This window comes from Erythrobacter sp. R86502, from assembly GCF_042466465.1.
Taxonomy (GTDB): Bacteria; Pseudomonadota; Alphaproteobacteria; order Sphingomonadales; family Sphingomonadaceae; genus Erythrobacter.
In genome coordinates, this window is sequence record NZ_JAXHCJ010000001.1 from 1170460 (window position 1) to 1190219 (window position 19760).

Sequence of the window (19760 nt, forward strand, 5' to 3'; positions counted from 1 at the left end):
GATTACACCCTCTGGATTTCGACCGGCGCTGCATCACGTCCGCGCTGGAAAAGAGTGCAAGATGCGCTCAGTTTCCACCACCAATCCAGCCGGACGATCAATAAGACCGCGAAATCAATCTGTCTTTCTCCGTGCACAAGTTCGAACATCGACCCGGCATCTTGAATGCTCGGATTCACCGGGAACCTTGGATGGGAGTGCCATTCTCCCAAGTAATTAAACCGGTCATATTCATTGCCCGTTCGTTCGAAAAAATCATGTAGGGCTTGTGAGTGAATTTCAGGGCTACGAACGAAATGCGCTCGGCCGCCCGTTTCATTATCGACAGTAAGATCTACGATCCTGAAATGACCAGGGCTGAGTTGCTCGCCCATGATCACTCCACCAATCTCGCGTCTTCCGGAGCGACGCAGCGAACTACGCAGCTTCCCCCTGATGGACGAACCTATCTCAACCTTCATCGTTATCGCTCGCCAAAAGTTCAGAAAGAAAAGCTTCAAGGGCCTCCTTATCAGCGGCATTCGTCTTTTCACCCCATCGCTCGCCTTCGCCTAGATCGACAGGGCGAACGTCAAAGGGAGCGGAGAAAATCCATTTCTCCTTCAGGCCGATGACGTAGGTCGAATATGGAAATTGCGAGGCTTCAGGACGAGACAAATAATCGATGATGAAACGAGATAGGTGGGAAGCTATGACTGTAACATCGGCGTCATCAGCCACGAGGGGCGTTCCATCGTCTGCATGGTCCGAATATGGCTTTGACGGACCGTCGTCTGTCCAAGGGACACCTTGATCTCGATACCAGTTCTCAATGCGTTGTCGCGCGACCAAGGGCGGTGGTTCAACTCCCGGACGAAGTCTCGCAACAATTCCCCCTGCCCCTCCTCCAAAGACCTGAGCCCAAAATAGAGGTTTTTCAAACCTGCGAGCGATCGCGCCGCAGAAATTGAATACACTAGGTTCGGCGGTGGCATCGACGATGACGTCGCAGGCCTTTATTGCCGCAATGGTCGCCGATGCAGATACGCCACTTTCCTGTGCCCCGACCGGATTGGTTCGTGCGTCAACGACACAGTGCGGGTTGATTTCATTCAGGCGCGCACTAAGAGCTGGTGCCTTGTGAACCCCGACCGAACGCCAGTCCAATTCGTTGCGAACGAGATTGCCAGAAGCAAGAATGTCGCCATCGATCAAAACGAAGGTCGTGACCCCTGCGCGCGCGAGCTGAACCGCGATCTTTGATCCCACGGATCCACAACCAACGATCGCCACCTTCGCGTCTTTCAGACTTTGGTATTCAGCGTCGAGACGCTCGTGTTCTGGCTCACTGAAGATTGCTTCGTATTCAATTAGCTTCCGCTCTTTGTCGCTCGAAAATACGATGACCACGTGAGGCCGTTCACCATCAAACAGAACCACAATCTTCAATTCGGAATCGTTCGCGATCTCGGTTGCGAGGTTCCCGAGCCCATTTGACCAAAGCAGTGCGCGAAGCTCTGCCAGGTCTTTGCAGGGGCGATTTAGCTTCTCAGTTGTGCGTAATATTATGCCGGGGAGCGATCGCGTCTCGCCCCCTCTTTTCGCTTCAGCCTCCCAGATTGGGGCAGTCTTAGGACCGATCTGGGAAAGCTCTGCGACAAAGGTTTTGGCGGTTGTCTGCTCATGAATTTCAGCTTCCGCAAAATTGGCCGGCCCGATCCTCGAAAGACCTTCGAGAGTATCTGCGGAATAAAAGAAGCGGAGCGCCGAATGACGAAAACTCTGGGCAACGGAAAGGTGATGATCCGAAGGAGCAGGTCGGCCAGTCTCCTTTTCAGATGAAAGAAGACGATGCGCGCTTTCGATCATCATCGCCCCTGTCACGTCTCGGCTCCAATTGTCGGGTCGATACTCGAGGCAGAGCTCCCCTTGAGAACCATACTGATGTCCCGACAGCCGCTGCCCATCGCGTGAGAAGACCGACGGGGCCGCGTCTGGAAAGAGTTCGGGATAATGCAGGCTTAAGGGGATTGCCTTCTCGTCGATCTCGAGATCGAAATCGAATACGAGCGAGAACCTCTCGTCCAGACGAGTTCCGACAACGGTGAGCCAAGGGTGGAGTTCTGCCAGCTCACCGATCGCGATCTGCTCGTCGCGCGCCCGGCCAGGCTGCTCAGCCCACCAGATCAAGCAAAACCTTTCGGAGAGGTAGGCTCACGTCGCGTGTTCGGAAATGCAGGCTCACTTGATGCTGCAGCACCGATGCCAGCCGCAGCCGCTGCGGGACGCAACATACTGCTAGGTGTATCCATCCTTTCCGCAGCCCGGCTCGCCACGATGCCGATCCGAGGCTTAACGCTTTCAACCAGCTGCCTTCGTTCGACTTGCTTGGCGAGCTGGGAAAAATCATGCCGCGCTTGGTCGAGCCACTCGAAGAAGGCTTCCTCTCTCTCTGGATGTAGAGGCCACTTGTCCGCGAAATTCTCCAACGGGTCGGAAGGGTTGCGAATTATCCGTATTTCGCCGTTGTCTTCAATGAAATCATCATCATCCATTTTCGACAAAATGGCATAGAGGGCATCAGCGACCTTAGCTTCACCCTCATATGAATGAGCAGCGAGCGTCGTAATGATGATCGAAATTGGTCGATCATCATAGCGACCTTCAAACATGCCGTCGCGATGGCGCTTGAGTATCATGATGGCCGATTGAAGAGGGGTCCTGACCCTGTAGGTGGGTATTTCCTCGACGCTGGCTTGAGTTGTCTCGGCGAGCATTCGGCGGCGCTCTTCGAAGATTGAGCCCATCCGCTCTTGAAACCACTCAGCGTAACCCTTCGGATTCGACCGTGGCCAATCGACGGTCACGTCTTCGTAATTCCGAAGGCGCCGATCCGTAATTACGATGGCGGAATCGGCCCAACGCGTATCGAATCCCCTGGCTTCGAGCAGGACGCGTTGTTGAGCCGAATTCGGAATTGCAGGGACGATGTCCATGTGGAACTGGGCTTCATCTGCGTAGGTTAGCACCCAACAGCGGTTGCCCTCATCAACCGGCTTCTGGATACCTTTCGCGCGACGATAGGCTTTGATTTCGTCCCCCACGAGGGTCTTCAGCTCTGACTGGCTCAAGTCGCCAGTGTCGAGTTCCCGAAGAACACACACAGAATCAACATCGTATTCTTCACCTTCATTGGTAGGGCGGATGGCCGTCCCAAGCCGGAATGACCCTTGCACATAGACTTGCGGGTCGTATTGACGAACACTCGATTCTGGCCGGTGCAGCCAGTCTCCCAGTGACTCGTAACTACGGCAGGCCTGATCATAGCGGGTATCACTGATGGCCAACTCGTCAGCCAAGGCGGCAAGAAATTCTTCTGCGGATTTAGTCGGCATCTGTGCGCCCCCTTCTATTCCGCATTTGTTCCTTAAACTGAGAATTTCAATAGGGCTCGATGTGAAAGGCTGATTCGCGACCCGATATAACGAAGGAGACGGGCGGCTTGTGGCCCGCTGCCCGCCTTTCCCGGATCTAGCATGAGCCGAACAGTAGATGAGCAAAGGTAAGGTTGCTCGTTTACTTTGCGAAAACTCATTCTTCAGACTCGGTCGTTTTGTGCGACGGAGGCGTGACCAGCGTGGTCGGCTCGCAAGCTTGACCACCTTGAGCCGCGAGATAGATTCGTAGTTCGTTTCATCAGCGAGGCGGGCGAATGTAGTTGTCAGCCAACTTAGCAGGCCAAGCGCTACATCCTGGCCGTGTGTTGCCACGTATTCCGCAATGGGCCACCGCCAAACTAGCAACAAGATTGAGCGGCCATCCGCCAAAAACAGATTTTCTTTCAAGTAGATGTGAGCAGTGAACCAGGAAGGTGGTGAGGAAAAATCTCCAGCTTCGTGTTTCGCGAACACGCAGCGCGGCGAAGCCGCAAAGAAAGGAAACCGAATATGCATACCCTGACTTACACAACGCCCTATCTGCACAGCGCGAACGCAATCCTTCGAGCAATCGAAGCAGAGTTTGCGGGACGGGCGACGAGGCGCGGAAAAGCCCTCGAAGCGCTCGTCATGGGCGGTCCAAAGCTAACTGACCCCGCGCGATACGACCTCGCCGAATATGCCTTCGAGCAGAACTGGGAACTGATCTATGTCGAGATAAGCCACGATCAGGCGGACGACCCGCTTTACCTCGAACTCACCTACTTCGAAACCTATGGCTCGATGGACACCATCGTCCACGAACGCGGCTCGATCTGGAAGGGTAGCACGCGCTCCCAGCCGCGCCTCGTCTTCCCGGGCGGCAAGCAGATCATCGCAGATGCCAATGGGAGGATGCAAATCCGGGACGGCGAGTCCGCCTATCACGATGAAGGCTTCGACCTAGCTTATCGCGACCTGTGCAAAAGGGTCGCCAATTCCGATCGGGGCATGCCGGTCACGAGCTGGATCGACGAAACGCCTGTGATCTACGACTTCCAGACCCTGCCGCGGGCGTTCGTCCCCGTAGATTGAAACGGATGAAAAGCGTGAGGGGCGGCTTCCGCCGCTACTTACGCGCGCCTGCGCGCGCGAAAACCCGACGAAGGGAGGGTTTTTTGAATTAGGGGGTAGAGGGGAAAAGGCGGAGGCCGGCCCCGGCCCCGCGGCTTCGCCGTAATCTTGCGGGATTTAAGAAACAGTTAAAGGGAAGGAAAAAGTTTGCTTCTTCGAGCTAAGCTGGCCGTCAGTGGGGGACGCAGAAAAAGGCCTGCGTCCCCCATGGCGCCGGAAGGCGCCCGCGGCGTCCGCCTAGGGCGGACGCGCCCGACGGGTCATTCGTCGGGCTTTTCCTTTCGCTACTTTTGAATTCAACATGACCTCAAGCTTGCGAAGCGCTCGTGATTTTCTGGTTTTCATTTCGAGAATTCCTTTGCGCCGGCGGCGTCTGGAGATTTTTTCCTTTCACCCGACGATTATCAAAATCGTCGTCTGTCCAAAGACTCTGAAAAAGGTCGCTATTGCGCCCTGCCGTGTGCCCGGAGTGTCACACGGCGAAGGGCCGCCCTGCCGGGCGGCGCCTTCCCGGGCCGGGTTCGCGAATGCGAAGAGGTCCCTCAAATAGCGCGCCGCTGCCGCGGCTCTTTTTAGGGGATCGAGATTACATTGGTTTCTCTAGCAGGAACCACGCTCCGCGCCCGAGTGCGGATCCAAAAAAAGGGGCGGAGCGCTGCCGCCCCGCCCGGATCAAGCCATCACGGATCGTCTGGCCTCTTGAAGACATCGCCAGGCTTCGAAACTGGCGAGCAGCCGCCCACGCTCTGTCGAAGCACGCCGTGAGAACAGATAACAGATCCACGCCGCCTGCGCCTCAGCTCCGAGCTGACGGATACGTGCGAGCGGCGACGCATCTCGAGAAGGAAGCCGGAGGTTCGTCATGGCGGCTGCATGACACAGCAGGTGATAGGCGGCAGATGCCCTGATATGGGTCCGATGGCCGCATTTCGGCACGTGCTGGACCAGCTGGTCTGCATCAGGGTTGCGATCCAGACCGACTACAGGCCGATGCTCGCAATTGGGATCCAAGATGAGCGTCATCGTGTCGGGCGTAAACAAGGGCTGTAGCCGCTCGCGCAAGGCCTCCGAGCGATAATTCGCACCAAAGCCATGAGCATGAAGTTCGAACCGCGCTTCACCTCGACGAGTCTGTTCGACAACCAGCGCGCCGAAACCGAACGGGGCTGGCGGCTGTCCGGGTGCGGGTGGCGGCAGGATGGATAGCGCGATCAACCGGTCATGCATGCTCAGCGGGAGTTTATTCATATTGGTGATCCTCAATGCACGAGCGGGCAGTCGCCAATGGCGCCGCCCGCTCGGGAGAAAATAGTCGGTGCGGAAATGGTCGGCGGGGGCCGCTCAGCTATCCGTCAGGCTGTGACGGCTGATCAGCGAGAGCAAGCTGCAGAAAGTGTTCGCTCAGGGCCTGCGCGCCTTCCTCGTTCGCGAGCGAACCCCACGCCTGCCAGCGCTCTACTCGTAGGGCTATCCAGGCGAACAACCGGTCGCGTGCATGGGTGTCGGGCAATTCGATCGTCCACAGCGTCCGCGAGAGTGGCATGTTGCTCCCGATCCTGGCACCGAGAAGCTTGATTGCCGCCCTGCCCTCCAGTGTATCGCGCACGAACCGGAAAGGCAGGTCTGTGGTGCAGGCCTCGATCTCCGCAAGCACGCGCTCGCGATCTTCGCGCGTGGCACCCCCATCAAGGCCGCGAGTGAGGCCGAGTGAGGCAAGGCCGATTGGAAGTCCCGCATATTCGGTGGAGCGGGTCGAGGCTAGCATGAGCAGGACCGCCCTGCCCTCGGAAGTAAGTCCATAGGCTCCACGCTCGGTGAGCAACCCGACGGCTTCGAGCCAGCTTTCATAATGGGCACGCAGCGTCCACGATTTCTCGCAAAGATCGATAACGCGCTCCTCGATCGGCACAAGCTCCCGGCTATGCGCAGCCAAAACCGCGAGCATGAATTCGAGCTGGGAATCGATGAGTTCAGAATAGCTACCTGGCATTCCGAGGCGCCCGTTCCAGAGGCAATGTCGCAAGCTCTCCCAGCGGTTGCCGTCTTCATCAATGAGGTCATTCCGACCCGGATCCACGTGAAGCCAGTAGCCCCAGGGGAGGCTGGCATTCCGGCGGTCCTGGTAAGCACGGTTGTCCATGTTCGCCTCCATCACGCCTGGTCTTCATCAGTGGCGCGAGAGCCGATCTGCAACGGCTCGCTGCTTCCCTCGACAGGTCGATCCGTGAACGCTTTCAGCGCGCGCGCCAGATTGAGGACTTCCGCGAAGACGTAGTGCATGTCCCGATAGGTCTCACCCTCCTCCCGATAGCGGTCAGGCTTGATGCCGGTCGGCACGAGGTCGCCCGGATGGGATGTTCGGAACCCGAACCACCACTTGTCGTCATGCTCAGCTTTTCCTGGCGCGTGGCTCGGATTTCCCGTCGGCCGGATATGGCACACGCGGACTGCCTCGGGTCCGTGCCGGCGGCACGGTTCGGCGTAGTCGATGCCGCCATGCGAAGCGTTGCGCACGGCCTGAGGAAGAGCATCATGATTGTAGCCATGAAGTGGGTGATCAGGATCGACTGAGACGTAGCCGGACAGCGTCGAATTCTCCTGCCGCAGAATGATGCAGTCTAATCCGCTCTCGGGGTCTTTCCAGGCGATTTTCCCAGGTTCGTCAGACCAGGGTCCCCGCTCCGTCGGCTGCCGCTCGGGCAGGCGATAGAATTGTTCGGGCCGAATTTCCGCATCGGCAATCGCAAAGCGTTGCGGCAGCGTTGGAGCAGTCGATTTTGTTGGCGCAATTGCCTTGGAGGTCTTCTTCTTGGGCATTGGTATTCTCCATAAAAAAGGGCCGCCACATGATCGTGGACGGCCCTGAAAGGTTGACTGGGTATGAAGGTGTCCGCAGGAGGCGAACGGGAAGCGCGATGTCTACATGACCCTCTCTCCTTCCCGGTCAGATGAACCATCGACGTGGTAGACCACGCCTTTCAATCGGCTGCGCGCATGGCGTGCGCGTGCCCAGGGCTTGAGCGTGCGGGTCACGAACTCGCTGTTCGGCTGCGCTGCATGTGCCGCTTCGACGATGGCGAGATCGGTCGCCATCTGGTCGCAGGTAATCTGGCCCAGAGCGACGCAGTGACGAACCGCAAGAAGCGCGGTCGCCAACGTATCCGCGAGGCACTGTTCTCGCACGGGTGTCCACTCGCCTCTCTCGACAAGTTTGCCGACCGAACTGGCAGCTATCGGCTTGGCTGGAATTGAGAGTGCCGCAGCATACTCACCGAGGTGTGCGTTATCCGCTAAGCCGGCCACGGTCCGACACAGATCAATGCGTTCGCTTGCATGCGGCGAGAGGTTGCGCAACTGATCGGGCAGGATGAGCCCATGCTCTGTCGCACAACGGCGCAGAACGGGCAGGTCGCGGAACTCCCCTCCCCATGTCACGAATGCAGAACAAGGATCGGTGCGAAGCGTATCGAACAGGCTCTCGACGATGTCGACCTCGGCTGAGTCTTCCATCGTCCGGACGAACGGCCCCTCAATCCGCGGACTGATCTCGCCCGCCAGGAAGGTGAGACTAATCCAGCTCGACGCCGCGATCCTGTCGAATGGCCATCGGATTGTCGCTGCATCTTTGCCCTCCTGGGTCTTGTATCCATGGTGTCGTGATCGGTCCCAAAGGAACTCGAAATCGGCGACGATGAGAGAGCGAGTTGACCTGCCCTCCTCGCTGCCATTCCGGGCTGCGAAACTGCGAGCCTGCTGCTCAAGGTCCTGCACGAGCTTGTCCATGCGGTCTGATTGATTGGTCATGGCGATATTCCTTGTTTGAAAAAGCAAGGCCCGCCGGTGGGCGGGCCTTGCTCATGGGGTGTTGGTTCTAGTGAAAGAGATCAGCGGTGCCGCTGGTGTGCGGTCATGGTGCTGAGCGTCGGTGCCGGCAGACCCTCGGTGTAGAACCAGGCTTCCTTGTGCGGGACGAGACTTTCTTCCAGGTTCTTTTCCCACACTCGTTGCATCGCATTCCAGCGATACTGCCGTGCTTTGAGAACATCCTTCTTGCCGATCGGCGCGCGGGTCGCCTGCACCAGCACGGTGGTGCGATCAGCACCTTCGAGCAGACGCTTGAGATGACTGCGTTCGGGATCCTTGCCCCAGCCCGCACGGCGCTGCTGGAGAAGCCAGAACAGCGACCAGACATCGTCGCCAGCACGATGCGCATTGCTGTGCCATCCTTCTTGCGCCAGCAGCCACTGCTGCGCGCGTCCGTCGAGCCCCGAGCGCAGCCAGTCGACGTCCTTCATCGAGCATGCCCATGCGGCCCCTTTGATCTGCGGATAGCGGCGCTCCAGCCAGCTGACTTCGAACGCGGCATGATGCGCCACCAGAAGGTCCGCGCGGTCCAGCATTGCGAGCACCTCTTCGTCGGGGATCTTCCGACCAACGAGGTGATGGTTCGCAAGAGACGTGATCCAAGTGATCCGGGGGTCGATCTCGACATGCGGATCTTCCTGCCAGACCTTGGGCGCGATGTGGTTGAGAACCTCACCATTCTCGCCGACCCATACGAGCATGATCGCAAGTTCCATGATGCGATCGTTGTCGGGATCGAGGCCAGTCGTTTCGAGGTCAATCAGCGCCACACAGCGTGCGTCGGGTGGCGCGCCTTTCGGCGCATTCGAATAGGGCCGAGGAACAGCCCGCAGCACGCGGTAATTCGGGTCCGTTTCGAGGCGCCGTGCAACGTCCTCGTGTTCGGGATTCAGGTGTTCGACATTCATATCATTTTGCCTTTCGGTTCGTATCCGAACCGACGAGGCGAATGCCGAGTGTTTCACACCCTTTTCCATCCACCCTGCCGGTTCACCCGGCAGGTCATTCTGAAGTGTTCGAAATTTCAATCAGCCCGCAGCTGTCAGCGGCAGGGTCCGCTAAACCCCAAGGTGTCGTCACACCGCCCCAAGGACGATGGCTCGTCCGCTATGGAATGGATAGCAGGAACTGCGCCATCGAAAGGGTAAATACCGGTGACCGTATGGGAGATCGGCGAGGAACACGGGCAAAGCACGGGTGACGTGTGAGCGCAGCGAACAACCCCTTGGAGGCCGGAACGGACGGAAAGGCGCAACAAAGTCCTTTGCTGTGAGGTGTAACCGATACTGCTAAGGACTTTGAGGTATTGCGCCTCAAAATTTAGCAGGCTGTCTTATTGATTTGCCGATAAAGTCAGAGGGGAGTTGGTCAGATTTCCCCCTTACCGCCGTCAAACTCATAGGCAAGGTTCGAAACGACTTCACCATGTTCCGCATCTGTTCCGCCTTGATGAAGCTGAAACGCCAGATGAAAACGCAGCGGGCTGAGCTCGTTTCCTTAGGAAATCCGGGGGTTTCCCCCGGATCCGCCGAGAGAATAGGCAAGGTATGCATGGCTTTGGACATGAAGGACCAAAAAATGGCTTTCGTGCCTAATTGTGCATTATAGGCAAGGTATGCGAGGGCATTGAGAGAAAACGGCCATAAAACGACCTATAGGCAAGGTATGTATGCCTGCGGACATGGGAGAAATGGCGGAAAACGGTCAATCCCCAACCATAGGCAAGGTATGCATGGCTGTTGCCACAGGTGAAATCTTCACCCTGAAAGCGAGGTCCTATGCGGAAATCTTGGCTTCGGGTGCCAAATTTCGGGCGATAGGCAAGGTATGTATGGCTGTTGCCATCTGTCTTCATGACCAACTTCAGAACGGAATTTAGCTTCGCGGATGCGATAGTCGATGGCGGGATTGGATCGCTCGCACCGATAATTCTCTCCATGAAAGACCCTCGCAAGTCGGCCCGACGAGCTTGGAAAAAACTCGGATTTCGATGCCTCCGGATGACACCCAAAATCGAGTCGTGAGTAAAACCGCGGAGGCGCAAACGGACGTGCCAGCGTAGTATCTGGGATGGCCCGACTAACAGGTTGAGGCTTCGTTGTGAGCGAGAATTGACGGCATGTCCGTCGACTCGTGAATAGCACCTAGGAAAGTGTTGCGGGAAGATCTCAAGAACGTGGCGAAAAGGTTCGAATGCTTCGAACGATTGATGACCAAAATCGACCGGTTTGCAACGGCGAAAAGAGCGCAAAAAGATCATCGCAGAGAGTTCCCGATCCCGTGCACTTCGAGGGCGGCAGTTGGTTGACATGTGCGTCAATAAACGAGCCTTTCATCTTTCATAGACGACGTCAGTTTCTAAGTGAGGTGCCGACCATTGGTAGCGGGCGAGACGCGTCTTAAAATGCAATATCCTTGGGCGAGCTCAACGCATTGAATTTCGCGGTGGAAATTATTCCGCGTAAACTATCCCTTAGCGCGCGATCGACTAGATCTGAGAAAGACTGGGGCAAGGATTCGGACCAACAGTGACGGTTGAGAACAGCAGATCAAACCAACATAGAACGGTTGCGGATGCTACACCTCACGCGGCCTCTCTGATCCAAAGCCTTCGGGATATCGGTTACTCTTGCGAGACGGCACTCGCGGATATCATCGACAATTCGATTACGGCCGGCTCACGCAAGATCGATATTCTCTGCGATACGAACTGCGCTGAACCTGCAATTGGAATCCTCGACGATGGCAACGGGATGGACCTTGACGAGCTCATCGAGGCGATGCGCCCCGGCAGCCGGAACCCGCTCGACAAACGTGACGCCGGAGACCTCGGAAGGTTCGGACTCGGTCTGAAAAGTGCGAGTTTCTCGCAGTGCAAGAAGCTGACCGTCGTCAGTCGCAAAAACGGGCAAACGGTTGGCGCAACGTGGGATCTCGACGAGGTGGCACGGAGCAATCGCTGGGAAATCGAGACCCACCAGGATGTGGGTGAGCTACCGTGGTCCGACAGTCTGAAGGAATCTGGAACTCTTGTGATCTGGAGGTCGCTTGATCGACTGTCCGGCGGCATCGAGAGCGATGATCGAAAGCGGTCCGAGCATATCAACCGGACGATCGCGGAGGCCGAACGACATATCCGCCTCGTCTTTCACCGGTTCATGGAGGATGATCGCCCGCCCCTGCGACTGGCGCTCAACGGACGCGAACTCGCGCCACTTGATCCGTTTGCGCGAGCGTTTCCCTCGCATCAGTGCGAGCCTCAGGACGAGTTGAAACTCGCGCGCGGAACCGTGGTCTTTCAGAGCTTCACGCTTCCGCACCACAAGTCCATCTCGAAGGCCGATTGGGAAGATCTGGGCGGCCCGGATGGTCACCTAAAGAGCCAAGGGTTTTATGTCTACCGGGGGCGGCGCCTGATCATTGCTGGAAGCTGGCTGGGGCTTGCTCGACAGACAGAGCTGACAAAGCTCTGTCGCATCCGTGTCGACATTCCGAACACGATGGATGCAGACTGGAAGATCGATGTAAAGAAGGCCTCCGCGCAGCTTCCTCCTGCTGTGCGGGAGCGGATGCGCCTCCTCGTGGAGCGGCTATCGCTGACTTCTCGCAGAACCTATCAGAGAAGAGGCCAAAGACTCATTGACGAGACCAGTATGCCTCTCTGGCAACGTGTCCAGAAGGACGGAACGATCATCTACCGGCCTGATCCGGCGCATCCGCTGTTGTCGGACTTTTCAGCAAATCTTGCTCCGCAGCAGCAGGCGGAATTCGCCAATGTCATAGGCCTCCTCGGCTCAACCATGCCGGTCGCCGCATTGCACGCCGACTTCTCGGGCAGTGCCGAAAAGGTAACCACCGAAGGCGTCGATACCGAGGCAGCGAGGCAGATGGCTGCCGCCATAATTCCGCGCCTTTTCGAACAGGGGCATGACGCCGCAAGGGTGGAAACTCTGTTGCGACAGATCGATCCCTTCAGGGACAATTGGTGCGAAACTTCATCGCTTGTAGCGAACATCATCAAGGAACACGCCGGTAATGAATGACCCCCTCCGTCAGCTCGATCAGATGGTCTCGGTGCTCGTCGCCAATGACCAGAACAGGACGGGCGAGAGCATTCGCGAAAGGATCGAGCAGACCCGGGCGATTCCGATCTTCGAAGACGTCAGCGACGAACAATGCGAGCAGCTGGCGCGCGAACTGGAAGAACGGATCGGTATCAGCATGGGCTTCGGGGCAGTCGTCACCTCGAAGGATTTTAAGCCCTGGCTGGAAGATGCCAAGGCGAACGAATTGTTCGAGCCTTACTACTGGGATCGATACAAGAAGCTTCTCCAGGACAAGCGCCTTCCCGGTGATGTCATCACCTCGACCGACGAGGTTACCGACCGGATTTTGGGGCGCATGGGAAATCCGCGCGACGAGAAGGCTTGGGACCGGAAGGGAATGGTTGTCGGCAATGTCCAGAGTGGCAAGACGGCGAACTACACCGGTCTGGTCTGCAAGGCGGCGGACGCCGGTTATCGGCTGATCGTGGTGATCGCGGGTATCCACAACAACCTGCGCAACCAGACCCAGGCACGCATAGATGAGGGCTTCATCGGTCGCGACACAGGTCGCCTCGAGCAACGTGACACGCGGGACAAGCCAAAGATCATCGGGGTCGGACGCTACGATGCTAGGAAGGCTCCCGTTAGCCTCACGACGACGCTGAGGGACTTCAACAAGGCTACGGCGACCACCAACACAAGCCAGATCGGCTCTTACGCTGTTCCCGTCGTTCTCGTCATCAAGAAGAACTACCGGACGCTATCGAACCTCATCGACTGGCTCAAGGAACATAGCGCTCGCGAAGGGACGGAAATGGTCGATCAGCCGATGCTGCTGATCGATGATGAGGCCGACAATGCGTCAATCAATATTCAATACGGACGGGACGAGATATCGCGCATCAATGGACAGATCAGGGACCTTCTCGGGATGTTCCAGCGGAGTTGCTATGTCGGCTACACGGCAACCCCGTTCGCCAACATCTTCATTGATCCGGACGCCGATGAGGATGTCGAGAACGAAGACCTGTTCCCCCGGCACTTCATCATCGGCCTCGATGCTCCGTCGAACTATTTCGGCGCGCGAAAGGTGTTCATCGACGGCCTGCCGGACGAGGAAGACGAACGGCCAGAATATCTGAGATTCATTGAAGACAACGGCGACCTTCTTCCGGTCAAGCACAAGATCGACCACCCGATAACCGAGCTTCCCGAAAGCATGAAAGAGGCATTGAGAGCATTCCTCATGGCCCGCGCCCTGAGGAATGCTCGTGGTCAGAAAGGGCAACACGCATCGATGCTGGTCAATGCCAGTCGATTCACTGGCATCCAGAACACCCTGAAGCTCCGGCTTCACGAGATCCTCAAGGTCTACGAGAATGCCTTGCGCGTGAACGGGAGCAGATCCGACGCGATCACTGCCAGCCCGGAAATCGCCGAACTGCATGAAACTTGGGAGGCCGAATACTCCTCGGTTTCGGCGTGGGACGAGGTTCTCGCGAACCTCCTCGGGGTGGCGGCCTCAGCCCAAGTGATAGCGGTCAACAGTTCATCACCCGGCAGTCTTGATTACGAAAACTCCGGCGATACAGGCCTCACTGTTATCGCCGTGGGCGGTTTCTCACTGTCCCGGGGCCTGACCCTTGAAGGTCTGACGGTGTCATACTTCCTTCGAAACTCCATGATGTATGACACGCTCATGCAGATGGGCCGGTGGTTCGGATACCGGACAAACTACGAAGATCTCTGCCGGATATGGATGCCTGAAGAGGCATCCTCGTGGTATGCGCACATCGCGGAAGCGACTGACGAGTTGCTTCGCGAACTCAAGCGCATGGAGCAAAGTAACGCGACACCCGAGGAGTTTGGCCTGGCGGTGCGCAGTCACCCCAGCGCGCTCATGGTGACCGCCCGAAACAAGATGGGCTCGGGTGAAAAGCACCTGCTCGTCGGGCTTTCGAACAACTTCATCGAGACTACGAAACTTGGCAATGACGAGGGCATAAGACGCAGAAATCGCGAAGCCCAGACACGGCTTCTCGAGGCGCTGCGCAGGATCGGAAAGGACCAGGGTTCAGCGGAGGAAGTTTCAGGAGGATACCTGCTCAGCCATGTTCCGGTGGAGTTGGTCGATAGCTTCCTGCGGGATTTCGACAACGTCCGCGAGTCTATCCTCACCGATACGCGGCCTGTGCGGGATTACATCCGGAAGCGGTCGGCAGATGAGCTTGCCGAATGGAATTTGCTTGTAGTCTCTACGAGCCAGAGTCCTGAGCCAGTTCAGGATATTGAGGGCTGGCAAATCAAACCCGTGCGGCGAAAAATCGGGGGGAGCTCTCTTGAAGAAAGCGGACTTCTCGCGATCAGCGACAAGAAGGCTCGTCTGGCGTCACGTGGCGTGGAGAGAACCGGCCTCACCGACCAGCAAAGGGAAAAGGCTGAGCAGGACTACCGAGCATCAAGCGAGGGCAAGGCGAAAAGCAATTTTCCCGATAGAATCTATCGGGAAGTGCGCAAGCGCCCCCTCCTCATACTGTTCAACATTCGTATCACCGACGATGGCCTGACCGAAAAGCAGGCCGCATTTCTACCGACCGAGCCAGTCGTTGGCTGGGGCATCAGCTTCCCTCCCTCGACAAACGCCGACAAGAAGGTCGAATACATTCTGAATACCACAAAGCTCCAGGAGATGTTCGGCGATCCGGATGACGACGAAGAAACGGAGCTCGAAGATGACTGAGAACCCATGGGGAAACCTTCATACGGGCGGCTCCGAAGCCAAACGGGTCGATAGCAAGGGCAAGCACGATTTCTTCTGGGTCGTGTCTGACAGGGGCGAGCCGGGACTGGTCCTTCGCCTCGATACCGAGACTGAAGCGATCCGCCCGTTGCCGAAGATGAAGAATCTGGACCTCTCGTATCGGGACCTCGAAGGCAGGCAGGGTTTGGTCCTGTTGCTGAAGGATCCCGAGCAGAAAGAACTCTTCGCCAGCCTCTGCCGAGATATCGTTTCGGCCGGTGAACTGGCCGCCGGAAACGCAGACGCGCTTCAAAGGGCTCTGCGCCGCACCTTGCGCTGGCACCACCTGCTGCGTGGCGGCCGGTCGGACATTCTTTCACTCGAGGAGCAGCGGGGTCTTGTAGGAGAACTGCACTTCCTCGAAAAACTCATCAATCTGACCGGACCGAGTTCTGCGATCGAAGCATGGCGTGGTCCGCTTGGCTCGGCCAAGGATTTCGAACTTGGCGAATGCCTTATTGAAGTAAAGGCCCGCCGCGGCGCCGCGAGACCGTATGTGCAAATCTCATCCGAAGATCAGCTTTCCGATGTCGAAAGTGCGTCTCTTGTGCTGACAGTCGTGCCCGTAGACGCGGTCATCAAGCCCCACGGCATGACCCTTGCCGATCACGTCCAGGCTCTCGAAGACGTCTTCGCGCAAGCCGATCTCGAGACCTATTCGCGATGGGAGGAAACGCTTGCTGCGACCGGCTTCGATTTCGAGGATGACTATTCCGAGCGCAGATGGATAGCTGGCGAACCTGACTTCTACTCGGTCCGCGATGATTTCCCCCGAATTACGACGCCCTTGAAGCCTGGGGTTTCCGGTGTCCGATATTCGATCGCTCTCGACGCCTGCGCGCCGTTCGAAATATCCTTCGAAAACGTCTCTTCGCTGATCACCGAAAGCCTTGCCGCATGAACGAAATGACGAGCTTCCATCGTGAACTGATTGCTGATGTTCAGAGTGACGCTGACGCGATGGGCCTCATAACCTCCGAAGCGTTCTTGGAGAAAGTCGGCGAGATCCTCGACGAGGCGGGAGAAATCAGCGCTTTCGAGCAGTGCTTCTACGAAGGCACCTATGACAAGAAATCGATCGGGATAAGCGCGTATTGCTGGGATCCTGGGGATGAAGAGGGCGTGCTAAGCATCATCATTTCCGACTTCGTCCGGTCGGAAGAGCCACAGGGCCTGCTGAAGGCCGACATCAATGCTCTGCTGAACAAGCTGATCCACTTCACAAAGGCAGCGCGCGATACGAACTTCAGTGAGAAGCTCGAGGAAACAAGTTCAGCGTTCGTCTTCGCCGACTTCTTCGTTCGCAACATCAAGAAATTCGGCAAGATCAAGCTCATCCTCGTAACAAACCGGTTGAACAAGGCTCGATCCTGGGACGCCCACAGCCTTGGAACCATTGCCGGAATTCCAACAACCGTATCGATCTGGGACCTCGCCCGCCTAGAGCGCTTCATCAGTTCAGGACAGACACGCGACGACCTCGTCGTAAATTTCGCCGATGACTTCGGCGAGCCGATTTCCGTCCTGAAGGCGTCCTTTGATGGCGCCCCTCTCGAGAGCTACATCGCCGTCGTGCCCGGATCGCAACTGGCCGATATCTACGACAAATGGGGAGCAAGGCTTCTCGAAGCGAACGTTCGCAGTTTTCTTCAGGCGAGGAACAAGGTGAACCGTGGGATCCGGGACACGATCAAGGACGATCCCTCCATGTTCTTCTCCTACAACAACGGTCTCACGGCGACCGCCGAGAGCGTCGAGGTAGTGCAGATGGAAGATGGGCTGTTCCTGATGTCAGCCGAGAACTTCCAGATCGTGAACGGGGGCCAGACGACCGCTTCCATACACGCGGCGAAGAAGCTGTCTCCGGCCCAGCTGAAGAACGTCTTCGTGCAGATGAAGCTGACAGTCGTCCCGAAGGCGAATGTCGAGGAAATCGTCCCAAACATCTCGCTCTATGCAAACAGCCAGAACAAAGTGAATGCGGCCGACTTCTCTTCCAACCAGCCCTTCCATGTCCAGATGGAGGAATTTTCCCGCCGCGTGCTGGCTCCGTCCGGAGAAGACGAATACCGGGAAACAAAGTGGTTCTACGAACGGGCGCGCGGGCAGTATGCGGACGAATACGGCAAGCGCAGCGTGGCAGAAAAGCGCAAGTTCAAGGCTGAGTTCCCGCGAAGCCAGTTCATCACCAAGACCGATCTGGCAAAATTTGAGAATTCCTATCGATGCAAGCCGCATGTTGTCAGCCTTGGTGCACAGAAGAACTTCGGGAACTTTGCCAGCGCAATCGGGAAGGAGTGGAAGAAGAACGAAAGTGAGTTCGACGAAACGTGGTTCAAGCGCCTCGTCGCCAAGGCAATCATCTTCAGGACCCTCGAGAAGCTGGTGCCGGCCCAAGACTGGTATGAGGGGGGCTATCGTGCCAACATCGTGACCTATGCGTTCGCCAAGCTTGTTCATGATGCGGAGCAACAAGCAAAGGTGCCTGATCTTGACCGGGTCTGGAAACTTCAGCGCGTCCCGGCCGCTCTCGAAGAGGCATTGAAAGTTACCGCCAAGGCAGCGAATGAGCAGATCACGAACCCGCCTGACGGCGTCCGGAACTTCAGCGAGTGGGCCAAGAAGCAGGCCTGCTGGGAGCAGCTAAGCAGACGCGATCTGGAATATCCGGCGAACTTCCGTGATGTTCTCGTAAGTCCTCAGGAAGCGAAGGCGGCCAAGGATAGCGACCGCAAGGACCGCAATGCGATGAGCGGTGCAGAAGCGATGACCGAAGTGATGCAGCAAGGTGGGGAATACTGGAGCCAGATGCTCAATTTCGGCCTGCACATGGGAAAAATCTCTCCGAAGGAGAAAGGTATCCTTACCGTCTGCTCACAGATTCCGCACAAACTGCCTTCCGAAAAACAGGCGGTGATAGCGATCGAAGTGGCTAATCGGCTCGAGCAATTCTACTGAGCCGCAGCTCGTTCTTTCGCCGTCGCAGCCGGTTCGAGGGCACAATCATCAAGGATCTGCCACAGCACGGCGGCTATCTGTCGGGCTAGCAGAGGCGGAACCGCGTTTCCGACCTGGACATACTGCTGCGTCCGGTTTCCTTCGAAGAAATAGTTATCGGGGAAGGTCTGCAGCCTCGCCGCCTCCCGAACCGTCAGGCTGCGACACTGGGCAGGATCCGGATGGATGAAGTAGTGCCCGTCCTTCGAGATGTGGCTTGTTATCGTGGTTGACGGATGCTCCCAGAGCTGCACCCGGAAACGGTCGGCAAACTTCCCACTGTTCCAGCTCTTGTGATCAGGTGCCAATGCAGGAGGAAAGTCCTTCGCTTTCGGAGTCCGGCCCGTGACTTCGGCGAACGTCGCGACAAATGCGTAGCGAGCGAGGTCGCTGGGCATGTGACCTCTTGTCTCGTGGTTTGGCAGGCCCTCAAGATTGCCATCCTGCAGCCAAGCAGCAATCACGTTGCTTGCGATGGGGGCAGCCTGCGTCCCCTTTCTGCCCATCACTTTGTCGACCGAGAGGATCTTGTCGCGATATTCTATGAGCCGGTTTTGCACTTCACCCATTTCGGACTTACCTTCGAGTGCGTCAGCTGCTTCCGAAAAAGCTGTAGCCACGTGTGCTTGCCAGCGATCGCCGTCGTCGCCTCCGCGGCTCAATCCGCTTCGCAGGCGCTCCATCCCCTCCAAGACATCAGCCACTGTCACCGCTCTGCTAGCAGGCTCAAGGCGCGGGAAGTTGTCTATCCCATCCACTAGGTCAGCGCGGACGCCCATCAGGATCACGCGATGTCGCTTCTGCGGGATTCCAAACTTCTCGGCATAAATGATGTTGCCGCGCAAACCACCGTCGGGATGACTCACCAAGGGTATCAATCGATACCTGTCGGTCTCGCCTCCGATGGACCGCAGGTCAGCGATGATCCGATCAATCATGCTTTCCCCATCGACTGTGGCCGAGAGCATCCCCTTCACGTTCTCCATCACGAAAGCAGCCGGCTCGAGCCGTTCGATTATCCGGATGTATTCCTTGTAGAGGAAATGCCGATGATCTTTGGAAGCAACATATTCCGAATTGCCCCTGTTTCGGGCTCTGCCCACCAGCGAGTATGCCTGACAAGGAGGCCCGCCGATGAGCACGGTTTCGCCTTCGCATTTGAGGAGATCGAGGATAGGGTCCAGTTCGGCTCGGGCCTCGTCCGATCCGAGTTCCAGCATGCGCGTCTCGTCGATAGCGGCTTGCCACTGCTTTGGATACGCCGCCACGAGGGCATCTTTGGAAGTATTGCCGGCGAGGAACCGGTAGTATTCCGACGGCAACGTCGCGAATTGTCGCGAGAAAGCTCTCAGGCGTAGCGTTGCGAACGCCGACTTCTCCTTCTCTACCGAGAGGGCGATATCGAATGGCGACGAGCCATCATTTGCAATGAATGATGAGAAGCCTTCTGCAAGCCCGCCAGGCCCCGCAAAGACGTCTACTACCTTGAAACCAGAACCCAATTGCAGTCTTCCCTTCATCAAA

Annotated in this window: 14 protein-coding genes; 5 read left to right on the forward strand and 9 right to left on the reverse strand. The window is 57.2% G+C overall.

The window, feature by feature from the left end:
- Nucleotides 1–2: 2 nt before the first annotated feature.
- The 3 genes from SJY33_RS05615 to SJY33_RS05625 are packed head-to-tail and all read right to left on the reverse strand — an operon-like array spanning nt 3 to nt 3374.
- Entirely contained in the window at nt 3–500 is a 498-nt protein-coding gene (locus tag SJY33_RS05615) for a Mov34/MPN/PAD-1 family protein (protein ID WP_379921614.1), read from the reverse strand.
- Nucleotides 451–2169 (reverse strand): ThiF family adenylyltransferase, encoded by a 1719-nt coding sequence (locus tag SJY33_RS05620; RefSeq protein ID WP_379921615.1) that lies wholly within the window; start codon nt 2167–2169, stop codon nt 451–453. The genes SJY33_RS05615 and SJY33_RS05620 overlap by 50 nt, the downstream gene beginning before the upstream one ends.
- Nucleotides 2166–3374 carry a nucleotidyltransferase gene (locus tag SJY33_RS05625; protein WP_379921616.1) on the reverse strand — a complete coding sequence of 403 codons (1209 nt, stop codon included), beginning with the start codon at nt 3372–3374 and terminating at the stop codon, nt 2166–2168. The genes SJY33_RS05620 and SJY33_RS05625 overlap by 4 nt, the downstream gene beginning before the upstream one ends.
- A gap of 552 nt (nt 3375–3926) precedes the next feature.
- Here SJY33_RS05625 and SJY33_RS05630 point away from each other — a divergent pair.
- Entirely contained in the window at nt 3927–4490 is a 564-nt protein-coding gene (locus SJY33_RS05630; protein WP_379921617.1) for a hypothetical protein, read from the forward strand.
- Between the two features lie 711 nt (nt 4491–5201).
- Here the strand turns inward: SJY33_RS05630 and SJY33_RS05635 are convergent.
- The 5 genes from SJY33_RS05635 to SJY33_RS05655 all read right to left on the reverse strand — a co-directional run bounded on the left by SJY33_RS05635 (nt 5202) and on the right by SJY33_RS05655 (nt 9301).
- On the reverse strand, nt 5202–5792 hold the full coding sequence (locus SJY33_RS05635; RefSeq protein ID WP_379921618.1) for a hypothetical protein: 591 nt from the start codon (nt 5790–5792) through the stop codon (nt 5202–5204).
- A gap of 82 nt (nt 5793–5874) precedes the next feature.
- Nucleotides 5875–6669: a hypothetical protein gene (locus SJY33_RS05640; RefSeq protein ID WP_379921619.1), complete on the reverse strand. Its 795-nt coding sequence runs from the start codon at nt 6667–6669 to the stop codon at nt 5875–5877.
- An 11-nt stretch (nt 6670–6680) separates the two neighbouring features.
- Nucleotides 6681–7346, reverse strand: coding sequence for a hypothetical protein (locus SJY33_RS05645; RefSeq protein ID WP_379921621.1), 666 nt, complete (start codon nt 7344–7346; stop codon nt 6681–6683).
- Nucleotides 7347–7448: 102 nt separating this feature from the next.
- Nucleotides 7449–8333, reverse strand: a complete 885-nt coding sequence (locus SJY33_RS05650; RefSeq protein ID WP_379921622.1) for a hypothetical protein — start codon at nt 8331–8333, stop codon at nt 7449–7451.
- A gap of 80 nt (nt 8334–8413) precedes the next feature.
- On the reverse strand, nt 8414–9301 hold the full coding sequence (locus SJY33_RS05655) for an exonuclease domain-containing protein (protein WP_379921623.1): 888 nt from the start codon (nt 9299–9301) through the stop codon (nt 8414–8416).
- Nucleotides 9302–10921: 1620 nt separating this feature from the next.
- Here SJY33_RS05655 and SJY33_RS05660 point away from each other — a divergent pair.
- From SJY33_RS05660 to SJY33_RS05675, 4 genes are read left to right on the forward strand one after another with little or no spacing between them, the layout of a single operon-like run.
- The gene (locus tag SJY33_RS05660) at nt 10922–12436 is read left to right on the forward strand and encodes an ATP-binding protein (protein ID WP_379921625.1); all 1515 of its coding nucleotides are present in this window, start codon (nt 10922–10924) and stop codon (nt 12434–12436) included.
- Nucleotides 12429–15179, forward strand: coding sequence for a Z1 domain-containing protein (locus tag SJY33_RS05665; protein WP_379921626.1), 2751 nt, complete (start codon nt 12429–12431; stop codon nt 15177–15179). The genes SJY33_RS05660 and SJY33_RS05665 overlap by 8 nt, the downstream gene beginning before the upstream one ends.
- Nucleotides 15172–16140 (forward strand): PD-(D/E)XK motif protein, encoded by a 969-nt coding sequence (locus SJY33_RS05670; RefSeq protein ID WP_379921628.1) that lies wholly within the window; start codon nt 15172–15174, stop codon nt 16138–16140. Before SJY33_RS05665 ends, SJY33_RS05670 begins: the two co-directional genes overlap by 8 nt.
- The gene (locus tag SJY33_RS05675; protein WP_379921629.1) at nt 16137–18197 is read left to right on the forward strand and encodes an AIPR family protein; all 2061 of its coding nucleotides are present in this window, start codon (nt 16137–16139) and stop codon (nt 18195–18197) included. The genes SJY33_RS05670 and SJY33_RS05675 overlap by 4 nt, the downstream gene beginning before the upstream one ends.
- Here the strand turns inward: SJY33_RS05675 and SJY33_RS05680 are convergent.
- Nucleotides 18191–19738, reverse strand: coding sequence for a DNA cytosine methyltransferase (locus tag SJY33_RS05680; RefSeq protein ID WP_379921630.1), 1548 nt, complete (start codon nt 19736–19738; stop codon nt 18191–18193). The two genes, SJY33_RS05675 and SJY33_RS05680, sit on opposite strands and share 7 nt — an antisense overlap.
- Nucleotides 19739–19760: the final 22 nt, after the last annotated feature.